The following is a 14,243-nucleotide window of genomic DNA, read 5'->3' as shown; positions in this document are numbered from 1 at the left end:
GCAACCAATCGTTCATGCTCGATCTTCGTTTTCCCCATGGATGGAGAAGTGCATGAACGCACCCGAACGCCGCCAGCTGCCCAACGCGGCAGACAAGGCCAGTCTCAAGGCAATCGCCACAACCCTCGTGCTGGTATGTCCAGGCCTTGAGGACGCAGCCCGAGCCGTCGCCACGCAGTTACTGGCCGATAAAGGTCTGTCGGGCGCCAATCCGGACCGGATTTACTTCCATCGATTCAGGACCGCGCAGAGCAGCGCCCTGACCTTCACCGGCTGGGAACACCCGCAGGAGAAACCGTACGAGTCGTTGACCCTCACGCAACTGGTGATCCAGCGTTTTCGCGCCACCGATCAGGACAACGCAGACCTGCTGGCGCTCTACTGCGGTTTCTACTCCGAGGGGCCGGAGGCCGAAAGCTTTGATCAGAGCAATGAAGTGCGATTGCTGGGCAGTGATGTGTTGAATGAATTCTGGAGCATCGATTTCAGCACGCGCTACACCGGGGAGCTGACGACGTTCTGGCAGGCCTCGGCGGACGACTTCCGCACCTTGGCCAAGTGCAATTTTCTCGCCCTGGCGGTGCAGGCACTCAAGCACGGCCACCTTGACGGGACAGATTTCCAGCGCGTGATCGAGGCGGTGACTGGCCCCATCACCTGGCCCGTTACCCTGCAAATGCTGCAGGCAACCCAAGCGGCCAGCGACGAAGTACGTGCATTGGAAATTGACGGACATGTCGCCATCAATGCCCTGCGCCTGATGCAGGACAGTGGCCGGCAGATCCTCTATCTGCCCGGCGAAGCCCGAGCCTTGCGGGTCATGGAGGACGACGCGGATCTGCATTGGTGGGTGCTCGAACAGATGAACACCGAGGGCAAGCGCAAGGCCTTCCTAAACCGGTTCCCGCTGGCCGATCGCAACGCGATGAACGAAAAGCTGACCGATCTGATGAACCGTCTGGTGAGCACTTGGGGACGCAGCGATCATCGGCTGGTCAATGGCAGCAGTGTCACCATCAGCGCTGACCCGTTCACCTGGCTAACCGATTCGACACGCAACGCCATGTTTGCCGAGGCCCGTCTGGCGCTGACCTCCAACAGCGATCTGCGCAAAAAACTGTGGATGGGTTACTTGAGCGCGGGTCTGAAGGTCTTCGGCCCGATGGCCGCCGTGGGTTGGCCGTTGGCACTACCGGTGATTGGCGCCGGCATCGCCAACATGAGCCTGAACATCGACCTGGCAGTCAACGGCAGGACTCCCGCCGAGCGCAGGGTCGGCACCCTGGGCGCGGTGCTCGACGGTATCGAGGCGCTGCTCAACGTTCCGTTCCTCAGCGGCTCCGGCGCACTGCTGGAAGTGGGCCCGCAGGTTGAATTTGCCGAGGCCGAGGAAATGGCCGGGTTGATCGAGTTCACTGCGGCGAACGAGCCGTTTTTGCCAGAGCTCGATGCGCCGCAGACCGTAGCCGAAGCCGAGGCGGGTGAGACGGCAACCGGACTGTCGGATGAGGCCACAACCCCTTCGCCCACTCCCGAGGTGCTCGCCCCCGCTGAACCGCCATCGTCTTCGGCGCTGAAAATCCCTGTCCGGTATCAGTGTGATGCCGTGCTTGAACACCTTCACGCCGAAACCGAACCGGGGAAGTTCCAGGGCATTTACCGCCTCGACTCGGAGCCGGCGTATGCCATCAGCCTCGATGGCAAACCGTACTACGTGCGTTACTTCACCGCCTCCGAGGACAGTGGCAACTGGGCGATCGTCGACCCGGAGCGGCCCAGCCAGTTCGCCTATTCCTTGCCGGTTCGCTTGAGTGCCGGCGGCACCTGGGAGCGCATGCCGGCGCTGCGTCTCAAAGGCGGCGGGCAATGCCTGGGTACCTGTGGCCCCGGCAAGAGCTCGTCGATCCCCTCACTGGAGCCAACGCCAGACGAATCGTTGGTCCTGCCGCCCGCGACGATTTCCCGCCCGCTGCGCCGCGTGCGTACGCTCTACGACGTGTACGGTTCGGACATGCTCAACCTGAGAAAATGGGCAATGAACCTGCCCGAAGATTCAGCCGATGCAGCTGCCGGCGCCGCCGGCAATGGAACGGTCGACCACGTGTATGCCACCCATTTCAGCCACCGACGCACACAGCTTCTGAGTGAGGCCAAGGAGTTTTACGCCGAGCTGGACTGGAACAACCTGCCGGTACGGCCGAAACAGCCTGCAATCACCCGCGCCATGCCAACCGGCGAACTGATTGATGGCATTTTTGAACACGCCGAAGGCCTGGCCGTTGGCGAAACCCTCGATCGCATCACCAGCATGCGCTTCATGATCGAAAACATGCCCGCGCTTGCCCGACATGCCAAGACGCTCTATGTGCGTGGCCTGCTCAATGATTTCGCTCAGGTTGATCTGAACAACTTCTACACCAGCGGGCAGATGTCCGAAGATTTACGCCTTTACCTGACCAGCCTCGGGACCGATCCGAACGAGAGGTTCAACATGCTCGAGCTGGTCAGGACGGCCCAGGTCAATGGCATCCGGGTGCAAGGGATCGATTGCGCGGCCAGCTACAAAATGAACGTGTCCCTCACCTCGATTGAAGAGCAAATGATGCACACCAGCCTGATGTCGCAAATCATGTGGGGTGATGATGTGCTTAACGGTCCAGGCAAATGGATCGCACTGATCGATGCCCAGAACACCAATAACTTCAGGAACCTGCCCGGCATCAGCGAACTGCGGGGCGGCATCGGTTTGCGGATAGAAGAGGCCTTGCCGTCAGAGGAGGTTGGCGTGGACATCGACCCCGGCATCAAAGTCGCTCGCGGCCCCTTCGACAATGGCGCAAGCACACGCGACTCGTTCGACTATCTCTACGCCGACCTGCGCCTGCAAATCGAAGCGCCCCCCGTGACCTGGACCGAGGAAACACTGGATCGGCTGCTGCACCGCAATGGCATGTACCTGCTGGAAAAAACCCAGAACAATTACACCCTCATACGCCGCAATAGCTCGGGCAACCTTGTCCGAACCCCGGTCAATCAGACAGTGGACGGCCAGGTGTATGTCTGGGTCCAGGCCATGCCGCGGATCAGTGGCGTATTGTTTCCTGATATCGCCGCACTCTCCCAGCGCCTGACGGAAATAGGGCTAAAACTGCAAAGCCGCCTGCCCCTCTGAACGTTTTCGCGCACCTGAAACGAAAAACCCCCGGCCGAGGCCAGGGGTTTTCAGTCACTTGATGCAGGCATTCAAGTGCAGGGGGATCATTCCCACTCAATCGTCGCCGGCGGCTTGCTCGACACGTCGTAAGTGACGCGCGAAATGCCTTCGATTTCATTGATGATGCGGCCGCTGACAGTTTCCAGCAGTTCGTAAGGCAGGTGAGCCCAACGTGCGGTCATGAAGTCGATGGTTTCTACGGCACGCAGGGCAACGACCCAGGCGTAACGACGGCCATCGCCTACAACGCCAACCGATTTCACCGGTTGGAACACCACGAACGCCTGGCTGACCTTGTGGTACCAGTCGGCTTTGCGCAGTTCTTCGATGAAGATGTGGTCGGCACGACGCAGCAGGTCGGCGTATTCCTTTTTCACTTCACCGAGGATGCGCACGCCCAGGCCCGGGCCCGGGAACGGGTGACGGTAGACCATGTCGTACGGCAGGCCCAGTTCCAGACCCAGACGACGGACTTCGTCCTTGAACAGTTCGCGCAGTGGCTCGACCAGTTTCAGGTTCATCTCTTCCGGCAGGCCGCCCACGTTGTGGTGCGACTTGATCACGTGAGCCTTGCCGCTTTTGGCGCCAGCCGACTCGATCACGTCCGGGTAGATGGTGCCCTGAGCCAGGTACTTGATGTTTTCCAGTTTGTTCGACTGGGCATCAAAGACGTCGATGAAGGTACGACCGATGATCTTGCGCTTCTTCTCTGGGTCGGCTTCGCCGGCCAGATTGTTCAGGAACTGCTCTTCAGCGTTGGCGCGGATCACCTTGACGCCCATGTTCTCGGCGAACATGGCCATCACTTGCTCGCCTTCGTGCAGACGCAGCAGACCGTTGTCGACGAAGACGCAAGTCAGCTGGTCGCCGATGGCTTTGTGCAGCAGCGCGGCAACCACCGAGGAGTCAACGCCGCCGGACAGACCCAGCAACACGTTGTCGGTACCGACCTGTGCGCGGATGTTGGCAATGGCGTCTTCGGCAATCTTCGACGGCGTCCACAGTGCTTCGCAGCCGCAGATGTCGAGGATGAAGCGCGACAGGATACGGCCGCCCTGTTTGGTGTGGGTCACTTCCGGGTGGAACTGCACGCCGTAGTAGCCGCGATCGTCGTTGAACATGCCAGCAATCGGGCAGCTTGGGGTGCTGGCCAGAATGTGGAAGTCTTCCGGCATCTTGGTGACCTTGTCACCGTGGCTCATCCACACGTCGAGGCCGAACAGGCCGTCGGCGTCGATGTGGTCTTCGATGCCGTCGAGCAGACGGCTCTTGCCGACGACGTCAACGCGGGCGTAACCGAACTCACGCAGCTCGGAACCTTCAACCTTGCCGCCCAGTTGCTCGGCCATGGTCTGCATGCCGTAGCAGATACCGAATACCGGCACGCCGAGGTCAAACACGGCTTGCGGGCAGCGCGGGCTGTTGGCTTCGTGCACGGACTCGGGGCCGCCGGCGAGGATGACGCCTTTAGGTGCGAATTCGCGGATCGCATCTTCGTCCATGTCGAACGGGTGCAGTTCGCAGTAAACACCGATCTCGCGCACGCGGCGGGCGATCAGTTGCGTGTATTGCGAACCGAAGTCGAGGATCAGGATGCGGTGAGCGTGAATGTCGAGGGCCATGATTCAGTCTCGTCTAAGTAATTCAGAAACAGTCGTGATTCAGAAACAACTCGGGGCTGAATAACACAGCCCCGGTTGCTTAACGATTTGCTTGAAGGCTCAACCTACGCGGTAGTTTGGCGCTTCTTTGGTGATCTGCACGTCGTGAACGTGGGATTCGGCCATGCCGGCGCCGGTGATCCGCACGAACTCGGGCTTGGTGCGCATTTCTTCGATGTCGGCGCTGCCGGTGTAACCCATCGAGGAACGCAGACCTCCCATCAACTGGTGAATGATCGCGCTCAGGGTGCCTTTGTACGGCACACGGCCTTCGATGCCTTCCGGAACGAGTTTCTCGGCGCCTGCCGAGGAGTCCTGGAAGTAACGGTCGGAGGAACCTTGAGCCTGGGACATGGCGCCCAGCGAACCCATGCCGCGATAAGCCTTGTACGAACGGCCCTGGAACAGTTCGATCTCGCCCGGCGCTTCTTCAGTACCGGCGAACATCGAGCCCATCATCACGCAGGAAGCACCGGCAACGATGGCCTTGGACAGGTCACCGGAGAAACGGATGCCGCCGTCGGCGATCAACGGCACGCCTGTGCCTTCAAGGGCAGCGGCGACGTTGGCGATGGCACTGATTTGCGGAACGCCGACACCGGCGACGATGCGGGTGGTGCAGATCGAGCCAGGGCCGATACCGACCTTGACCGCATCGGCGCCAGCTTCGGCCAGGGCCTTGGCGGCAGCGCCGGTGGCGATGTTGCCGCCGATCACCTGCACGTCAGGGAAATTCTGTTTGACCCAGCGAACACGGTCGATCACACCTTTGGAGTGACCGTGAGCGGTGTCGACCACCACCACGTCCACACCGGCATTGACCAGAGCAGCGACGCGGTCACCGGTGTCTTTACCGGTACCGACCGCAGCACCCACGCGCAGACGACCTTGATCGTCCTTGCTGGCCAGCGGGTAGGCTTTGGCTTTTTCGATGTCGTTGACGGTCATCATGCCTTTGAGGGCAAATTTGTCGTCGACGATCAACACGCGCTCGATGCGGTGCTTGTGCAGCAGTTCGCGTGCTTCGTCCTTGCTGGCGCCTTCCTTGATCGTGACCAGACGCTCTTTAGGCGTCATCACTTCACGGACGGTGGCTTCCAGACGGCTTTCGAAACGCACGTCGCGGGAGGTGACGATGCCGACCAGGTCGCCATCGTGCAGCACCGGAACGCCGGAGATATTGTGCATGCGGGTCAGTTCGAACAGGTCACGCACCGTGGCATCAGCCTCGATGGTAATCGGATCCTTGACCACACCGGCTTCGAACTTCTTGACCTTGCGCACTTCGGCAGCTTGCTGCTCGATGGTCATGTTCTTGTGGATAATGCCGATGCCACCTTCCTGAGCCATGGCAATTGCCAGACGGGCTTCAGTAACGGTGTCCATGGCGGCAGAAACCAGAGGAATGTTCAGTTCGATGCCACGGGTAAGACGGGTCTTGAGACTGACTTCGTTAGGAAGCACCTCGGAATAACCAGGTACTAAAAGAATGTCGTCGAAGGTCAGAGCTTCTTGGCTGATACGCAGCATCGCGGGGGCTCCCGAGCGGGAAAATGGAAGCGCGCCATTATAGTCAGACACCCCCTGCTGTTCAATGTAAAACTCAGCCTTATATAAATGTTGCTGATATACGGGAACGACGGCTGCTACAGCTCCACCTTGACCCAAGAGACAGGTTGATCGAGCCAATCGGCAAATTCGTCGATAAAGCTCTGTTTGAACCCCGCTTCCAGCCAGTTGTTGAAGATGAACCCTAGGTTGGAGAACGCGCATTCCTGCAAAAAGAGAAAGCCATTGATATCGTCTTCGTGGCCGCATTCGGGGCAGGTGAAGTTGTCGGTGCGTGCCGGCATCCATTCCTCGAGGCTATCGAACAGCGCTTCGCCGATTTCCCGGCGACATTCGGCGCAACCTGCTTCTTCGAGAAAACCTTTGGCCGGGGTGAAGATGCAGCGCTTGGTGACGATCTCCAGGCCATTGATCGGCTCGCCGAATGGCAGCGCCTCGGGATGCAGCACCACCGCGCGGGCGCCATCAGCGATCGCGTAGGCCATGCGGTTGCCGGTGCGCCCGCAGGTGCTTAGCTCTTCCTTGACGATGTTCTTGCGCACCAGCCAGCGCACGATCGCCCGCGCCCGGGGCTCGTGCACCGGCAGGGTGGAGATTTTCGGGACGATGATGCTTTGCGAATTCATGATGCAGCCTGCGACGTCAAATGGAAGTTCTGCGGTGCTCACTCCACCGCCATCGCGGGCAAGCCCACTCCCCCTGGGTCTGAGGCGAATACAAATATTGTGATCGACTCAAATCACTGTGGGAGCATCGGTGCGCCGATTCGACTTGCCCGCGATGGCGTCAGTGCGGCCGGCAGCTTAATCCCTGACGAAATCCGGTCAAGTGCTGAAGTAGCGCACGATCAACGCTATCCCGCTTGCCAGCACCAGCCACATCACCAGTCGCACAAATACCTCGCGGGACAAACGCATCATCAGCCGCCGACCAGTCCACAATCCCAATGCCATGGCCGGCAACAGACACAGCGCCAGCATCAATAAGGGTAGCTCGGCATACACACCTGCGATGGTAAACAGCCCACCACCATGCACGGCAGCAGCCGCAACCATTCGATTTTTGCTGTTGATTCAGGACAGCGCCCCCATCGGCGTAAGATTCCTTCCCTCGGATGCCGATTGCAACAGCACCGTCGCCCTCGCCTATAGGCAAAATCCCACACCTTTGATCCAACACTTCCTCCAGACATTCACCGGCGAATGCCTTTAAACTGCGCCCCATGATTAAAGATCCCTTTGCAAGACTTGGCCTGGACCGTGAAGTCCTGACCGTCAGCCAGCTCAACGGCCGCGCGCGGGTGTTGCTTGAAGACGTGTTCAGTAACATCTGGGTCGAGGGCGAAATCTCCAACCTCGCCCGTCCGGCGTCCGGCCACATCTATTTCACCCTCAAGGACAGCGGTGCTCAGGTGCGCTGCGCACTGTTTCGGCAGAACGCCGCTCGGGTGCGTCAGGCGTTGAAGGACGGTTTGGCGGTGAAGGTGCGCGGCAAGGTCTCGCTGTTCGAGGGCCGTGGCGACTATCAATTGATACTCGACACCGTGGAACCGGCCGGTGACGGTGCGTTACGCCTGGCCTTCGACGCGCTGAAGGAAAAGCTCAGCGCCGAAGGTCTGTTCAGCGCCGAACGCAAAGTGCCGCTGCCGGCCCATCCACAGCGCATCGGCATCATCAGCTCGCCGACCGGTGCGGTGATCCGCGACATCATCAGCGTGTTCCGCCGCCGGGCGCCACAAGTGCAGCTGACGTTGATCCCGACCGCCGTGCAGGGCCGCGAAGCCACCGCGCAAATCGTCCGCGCCTTGAAACTGGCGGACGCGCGCGGCTTTGACGCATTGATCCTCGCCCGTGGCGGTGGATCACTGGAAGACCTCTGGTGCTTCAACGAGGAAGCCGTGGCCCGTGCGGTCGATGCCTGCGTGACGCCAATCGTCAGCGCCGTCGGCCATGAAACCGATGTGTCGATCAGCGACTTTGTCGCCGACGTGCGTGCGCCAACACCTTCCGCTGCCGCCGAGTTGCTCGCCCCCGACTCCAGTCATCTGATCCGTCAGGTCGAAAGCCTGCATCGTCGTTTGGTGATGCGTATGCGTGACCGCTTGATGCGCGATCGCTTGCGCCTGGAAGGCATGGCTCGTCGTTTGCGTCATCCCGGCGAACGTCTGCGCCAGCAGGCTCAGCGCCTGGATGATCTGGATATGCGCATGCGCCGGGCTTTCGAGCGCCAGCTCAATACCCGCCGCGAACGTCTGATCCGTCTGGAAACCCGCCTCGCCGGACAACACCCGGGACGGCAACTGGCGATGTTGCGCCAGCGCCTCGACAGCCTTGCCGAACGTCTGCCCCGGGCCATGCGCGAAGGTCTGAAAAACCGTCGACTGCAATTGCAAAGTCAGATGCAGACGCTGCATGTGGTCAGCCCGCTGGCAACCCTTGGCCGCGGTTACAGCATTTTGCTCGACGAGCGCGGCAACGCGATTCGCAACGCCGCGCAGACACACACCGGCCAGCGCCTGAAAGCCAAACTCGGCGAAGGCGAACTGCAAGTGCGCGTCGAAGACAATCACCTGACGCCCGTCACCCTTTCTTTACTGGACTGATCCATGCCGCGTTTTCTGGCTCCATTGTTTTTGCTCTGCCTGACCTTCAATGCCCACGCCGACAGTTACATCACCCGGCTGCTCAACAAACCGGTGCCCGGCGGCGTGGCCGTGGTTGATCTTGGCGCTGCCGCTCAGGCGCCGAAAGCCACGTACCAGGGCAAACCAGTGCTCGTGGTGAAAGAACAGAACAACTGGCTGGCGATTGTCGGTGTGCCGTTGACGGTCAAGCCTGGCGCACAACAGATCAGCAGCGGCGGTCGAACCTTGCCGTTCACCGTTGGCAGCAAAAAATACCCGGAACAGCGCATCACCCTGAAGAACACCCAGCAGGTCAATCCGAACCCGGCCAACCTCAAGCGCATCGAGGGCGAGTTGGCCGAGCAGATCAAGGCTTATCGCAGCTTCAGCCCGAACATCCCAAGCAATCTGCTGCTGGACAAACCGGTCAACGGGCCGTTGTCGAGCAAGTTCGGCGTGCGCCGGTTCTTCAACGGTGAAGAACGCAATCCTCACGCCGGCCTCGATTTCGCCGTACCGGCCGGCACGCCGATCAAGACCCCGGCGGGGGGCAAGGTGATCCTGACCGGCAATTACTTTTTCAACGGCAATACGGTGTTTGTCGATCATGGCCAGGGCTTTATCAGCATGTTCTGCCATATGTCGAAAATCGACGTGAAGGTTGGCGATCAGCTGGCTCGTGGGGCAGTGGTTGGCAAGGTCGGCTCGACTGGCCGGGCGACCGGGCCGCATATGCACTGGAACATCAGCCTGAATGATGCGCGGGTGGATCCGGCGATTTTCATTGGTGCGTTTCAGCCCTGAGTTATGTGATGAGGCTACCGGCCTCATCGCGGGCAAGCCCGCTCCCACAGGGTTCGAGGTGAACATGAATGTTGTGTACACCACTAATCTCGGTGGGAGAGTGGCTTGCCCGCGATGACGGACTCACTGTCACCGAAATATTCTGGAATAACACATCACCCTCAATTGCGCCCCAACCAAACCTCGCGCAAACATCAAAACGATCCGGCAACTTACAAACAATAAAATCGCGCAAAACCCGTCTTTTCGAGTATTCCTCTCAATTTTTTTCGACCGCTTGCCAACCTCTGTCCTCGCGGTTAGGGTTGAAAGCATGAAAACCTCTCACACCCTTATTCAGCTTCGCCAGCACCGCAGCCTGTGCCTCGTCAGCGCACGACTGCCAGGCTGAATCGCGGCGCCTCGTCCTACGCTTTTCCCAACACATTCGTTGTACCGGCAGGCCGCCTCTTTTCGGCCCAGACAATAAGGAATTTCCCGATGAGCATGCTCAAAGATCCGTCCTCGAAATACCGCGCGTTCCCCGTCATCAACTTGCCTGATCGCACCTGGCCGTCGAAAACCATCGATACCGCGCCGATTTGGTGCAGCTCCGACCTGCGTGACGGCAACCAGTCGCTGATCGAGCCGATGGACGCGGTGAAAAAGCTGCGTTTCTGGAAAACCCTCGTGCAAGTGGGCGTGAAGGAAATCGAAGCCTCGTTCCCGGCGGCTTCGCAAACCGACTTCGACTTCGTGCGTACCCTGATTGAAGAAGGCCACATCCCGGACGACACCACCATTCAGGTGCTGACCCAGGGTCGTGAAGACCTGATCGAGCGCACGTTCGAATCCTTGCGCGGCGCGAAGAAAGCCATCGTTCACCTGTACAACGCCACCTCGCCTTCTTTCCGTCGCATCGTCTTCAACCAAGACAAGGAAGGTATCAAGGCCATTGCGGTAAACGCGGCCAAGCTGTTCGTCAAATACGCCGCCATGCAGCCGGACACCGAGTGGACTTTCGAATACTCGCCGGAAACCTTCAGCGCCACCGAACTGGAATTTGCCAAAGAAGTCTGTGATGCAGTGATCGAGGTCTGGAACCCGTCGCCTGAGCACAAGATGATCCTCAACTTGCCGGCCACTGTTGAATGCGCGACGCCGAACATCTATGCCGACCAGATCGAATGGTTCGGTCGCAACATCAACCGTCGTGACAGCGTGATCATCAGCCTGCACACCCACAACGACCGTGGCACCGGCGTGGCCGCCACCGAGCTGGGCCTGATGGCCGGCGCCGATCGCGTCGAAGGCTGCCTGTTCGGCAACGGCGAGCGTACCGGCAACGTCGATCTCGTTACCGTCGCACTGAACATGTACACCCAGGGCCTCGATCCTCAGCTGGACTTCTCCGACATCGACGGCGTGCGCAAAGTCGTTGAAGAGTGCAACCAGATTCAGGTTCACCCACGTCACCCGTACGTGGGCGATCTGGTCCACACCGCATTCTCCGGTTCCCACCAGGACGCGATCCGCAAAGGCTTCTCCCAGCAGAAACCAGATGCCCTGTGGGAAGTGCCGTACTTGCCGATCGACCCGGCCGATATTGGCCGCAGCTACGAGGCGGTGATTCGCGTCAACAGCCAGTCGGGCAAGGGTGGCATTGCCTACTTGCTGGAGCAGGAATACGGCATCAGCCTGCCGCGTCGCATGCAGATCGAATTCAGCCAGGTGGTACAGCGTGAAACCGATCGCCTGGGCCTTGAGATGACAGCCAAGCAGATCCACTCGTTGTTGATCAGCGAGTACCTGCAAGCCAACACCCCTTATGCGCTGGTCAGCCATCGCCTGCAGGAAGAAAACGGCAACAGCGCCGTCGAAGTTGAAGTGGCGAGCAAGGGTCAGGGCGAAACCAACCTGCATTGGCGCGGCAAGGGCAACGGTGCGCTGGAAGCACTGGTGGCTGGCTTGCCGATTCCGGTGGAGATCATGGACTACAACGAACACGCGATTGGCGCGGGCACCAACGCCAAAGCGGCGGCTTACATTGAGCTGCGCGTGAACGGCGAACGAGCGGTGCATGGCGTGGGTATCGATGAAAACATCACCACTGCCAGCTTCAAGGCACTGTTCAGCGCGCTAAATCGCTCGTTGAGCCAGCCGGAAGCGAAAGCGGCTTAATCCACCGCTGAAATGCAAAAGGCCCCGAAGTGAAAGCTCCGGGGCCTTTTTTTGCCTGACATTTTTGTGCAGATTTCAAAGCCCCCTTCGCGAGCAGGCTCGCTCCCACAGGAGGATCGCATTCCAATGTGGGAACGAGCCTGCTCGCGAAAGGGCCCTCCCCGTCACCGCTTGAATTTCAGGTGAATTCGAAGGTGTCGGCATCCAGATTAGCCGGGAATCTTTCGCGATAAGCCGCCAGTGGCGCCGCTTCCAGCACAGCCTTGAACACCCCGTCCGCCTCCCCCGCCGCCAGCAAAGACTCGCCCTGAAAATCCAGCACCTGGCTGTCGCCGGTGTAGGCAAAACCTTTGCCGTCGGTGCCAACGCGATTCACCGCTGCCACGTAACAGAGGTTTTCGATGGCGCGCGCCGGTAACAACCGATTCCAGTGCAGACGCCGCGCACCCGGCCAGTTGGCGGTGTACAGGAGCAGATCGGTGTCCTGCGCATCACGGCTCCACACCGGGAAACGCAAGTCGTAGCAAATCAGCGGACGAATTCGCCAACCCTTGAGTTCGAACTGCACCTGCCGCTCACCGGGCGTGTAGTGGTTGTGTTCGCCGGCCATGCGGAACAGGTGACGCTTGTCGTAATGCAGCACTTCACCGTCCGGCCGCGCCCACAGCAGGCGATTGCGATGACTGCCGTCGGCCGCCTGGATGATCACGCTGCCGGTGATGACCGCATCGAGCCTGGCGGCCTGAAGCCGCAGCCATTTGCTGGTCGGACCATTCTCGGCTTCGGCGAGGGTTTCCGACTCCATCGAGAAGCCAGTGGTGAACATCTCCGGCAGGATAATCAGGTCCGCCCCACGCGCCTGTTCCAGCAACACCTCGAAATGTTCGAAGTTGGCCTGGCGGTCGTGCCACGCCAGACTGGTCTGGATCAGCGCCAGATTAAGGTCAGGTAATGCACTCAGATCACGCATAGTTTTGCCGCCGCTTCGCGCAGCGTCTCCTCGCGTTTGGCAAAGCACAGGCGCACGAGGCGCTGGCCTTCAGGTGGGCTCTGGTAGAACACCGAGATCGGAATACTCGCCACGCCGTGCTCGCGGGTCATCCACAGGGCCATCTCGACGTCGTTCAGGTCAGGTCGAATCTGCGAGTAATCGACCAGCTGGAAATAGGTGCCGGCAACCCGGTTAAAGGTGAATCGCGACGGTGCCAGCAGATCACAGAACAGATCGCGCTTGGCCTGATAGAACGCCGGCAGCTCTTCGACATGCTCCGGGTGCTCGGCCATGTAATCGGCCAAGGCGTATTGCAGCGGCGTGACGCCGCAGAAACTGACGTACTGATGCACTTTACGCAGTTCAGCCGTCAGGGCCGGCGGCGCGACGACATAACCGGTTTTCCAGCCAGTAACGTGGTACGTCTTGCCGAACGAACTGACCACGAAGGCGCGCTGATACAGCTCTTCATGAGCCAGCACGCTGACATGCGGCACGCCATCAAACACCAGGTGTTCGTAGACTTCATCGCTGATCAGATAGATGTCGCGATCGCGAATCAACGCCGCCAATTGATCCAGTTCGGCGCGGCTGATCAGCGCACCACTCGGGTTGTGTGGTGTGTTGAGGACAATCATTCGCGTGCGCGGGCTCAGGGCGGCGGCAAGCTTGTCGAAATCGATGGAGAAATCGTCGGGGCTCAGTTGCACATGCACGCAGCGACCGCCAGCCAATTGCGTCGCGGGGTCGTAACTGTCGTAGCACGGGTCAAACACGATGACTTCGTCGCCGCTGTGGATAACTGCCTGAATTGCACAGAAGATCGCCTGTGTCGCGCCGGGCGTCACGGTCACTTCATGTTCGGCATCCACCTTCACGCCATAGCTGCGGGCGATCTTCGCCGCGATCTGCTCGCGCAGTGCTGGCAGGCCGGTCATCGGCGAATACTGGTTATGGCCACTGGCAATGTGCCGACCTACCGCATCGCGCAGAGACTGCGGACCGTCGAAATCAGGAAAACCCTGGGACAGGTTGATGGCGCCGGTCTGCGCCGCGAGCTGAGACATCTGCGTGAAAATCGTGATGCCGACATTCGGCAGCTTACTGGTGATCATCGGTAGCCCCTTGCAGGTGAAACGCAAGTTTCAAGCGTCAAGCTGCAAGCTGCAAGCAAAAACCCTCGCCCACAAAAAAGGGCTCCATACGGAGCCCTCTTTGCTT

The 14,243-nt window shown here is 59.8% G+C and carries 9 protein-coding genes and 2 pseudogenes; 5 read left to right on the top strand and 6 right to left on the bottom strand.

From position 1 onward, the window contains the following. Positions 1 to 52 precede the first annotated feature (52 nt). Positions 53 to 3,172 carry a membrane-targeted effector domain-containing toxin gene (locus JJD74_RS24015; protein ID WP_200616974.1) on the top strand — a complete coding sequence of 1,040 codons (3,120 nt, stop codon included), beginning with the start codon at positions 53 to 55 and terminating at the stop codon, positions 3,170 to 3,172. Between the two features lie 86 nt (positions 3,173 to 3,258). On the opposite strand, the gene guaA is transcribed toward JJD74_RS24015, so the two are convergent. The 4 genes and pseudogenes from guaA to JJD74_RS23995 all read right to left on the bottom strand — a co-directional run. Further along, positions 3,259 to 4,836, bottom strand: coding sequence for a glutamine-hydrolyzing GMP synthase (gene guaA, locus JJD74_RS24010; protein WP_200616973.1), 1,578 nt, complete (start codon positions 4,834 to 4,836; stop codon positions 3,259 to 3,261). 99 nt (positions 4,837 to 4,935) lie between these two features. Beyond that, positions 4,936 to 6,405, bottom strand: coding sequence for an IMP dehydrogenase (guaB, locus tag JJD74_RS24005; protein ID WP_115147749.1), 1,470 nt, complete (start codon positions 6,403 to 6,405; stop codon positions 4,936 to 4,938). Positions 6,406 to 6,521: 116 nt separating this feature from the next. Then, positions 6,522 to 7,070, bottom strand: a complete 549-nt coding sequence (locus JJD74_RS24000; RefSeq protein WP_047302993.1) for a sugar ABC transporter ATPase — start codon at positions 7,068 to 7,070, stop codon at positions 6,522 to 6,524. Between the two features lie 198 nt (positions 7,071 to 7,268). Next, positions 7,269 to 7,466: pseudogene (locus JJD74_RS23995) on the bottom strand (sulfite exporter TauE/SafE family protein); the annotation flags it as partial. A 49-nt stretch (positions 7,467 to 7,515) separates the two neighbouring features. On the opposite strand from JJD74_RS23995, the pseudogene JJD74_RS30920 reads away from it, so the two are divergent. The 4 genes and pseudogenes from JJD74_RS30920 to leuA form a co-directional block, all read left to right on the top strand. Next, positions 7,516 to 7,656 (top strand): annotated as a pseudogene (locus JJD74_RS30920) (LysR family transcriptional regulator); the annotation flags it as partial. A 10-nt stretch (positions 7,657 to 7,666) separates the two neighbouring features. Continuing rightward, positions 7,667 to 9,046: an exodeoxyribonuclease VII large subunit gene (gene xseA / locus JJD74_RS23990; RefSeq protein ID WP_047302997.1), complete on the top strand. Its 1,380-nt coding sequence runs from the start codon at positions 7,667 to 7,669 to the stop codon at positions 9,044 to 9,046. Between the two features lie 3 nt (positions 9,047 to 9,049). Continuing rightward, complete coding sequence (locus JJD74_RS23985; protein ID WP_042560914.1) at positions 9,050 to 9,871, top strand: M23 family metallopeptidase; 822 nt, start codon at positions 9,050 to 9,052, stop codon at positions 9,869 to 9,871. Between the two features lie 480 nt (positions 9,872 to 10,351). Further along, the gene (leuA, locus tag JJD74_RS23980) at positions 10,352 to 12,031 is read left to right on the top strand and encodes a 2-isopropylmalate synthase (RefSeq protein ID WP_042560915.1); all 1,680 of its coding nucleotides are present in this window, start codon (positions 10,352 to 10,354) and stop codon (positions 12,029 to 12,031) included. Positions 12,032 to 12,209: 178 nt separating this feature from the next. Here leuA and JJD74_RS23975 read toward each other — a convergent pair whose 3' ends face one another. Together JJD74_RS23975 and JJD74_RS23970 are read right to left on the bottom strand one after the other, a co-directional pair. After that, the gene (locus tag JJD74_RS23975; protein ID WP_042560916.1) at positions 12,210 to 13,001 is read right to left on the bottom strand and encodes an amidohydrolase; all 792 of its coding nucleotides are present in this window, start codon (positions 12,999 to 13,001) and stop codon (positions 12,210 to 12,212) included. Beyond that, on the bottom strand, positions 12,989 to 14,137 hold the full coding sequence (locus tag JJD74_RS23970) for a pyridoxal phosphate-dependent aminotransferase (RefSeq protein ID WP_042560917.1): 1,149 nt from the start codon (positions 14,135 to 14,137) through the stop codon (positions 12,989 to 12,991). Before JJD74_RS23970 ends, JJD74_RS23975 begins: the two co-directional genes overlap by 13 nt. Positions 14,138 to 14,243 lie beyond the last annotated feature (106 nt).

The sequence above is a fragment of the Pseudomonas sp. MF6776 genome, assembly GCF_016613125.1.
Taxonomy (GTDB): Bacteria; Pseudomonadota; Gammaproteobacteria; order Pseudomonadales; family Pseudomonadaceae; genus Aquipseudomonas; species Aquipseudomonas iridis.
This window is presented reverse-complemented; position numbering and strand designations above follow the sequence as displayed.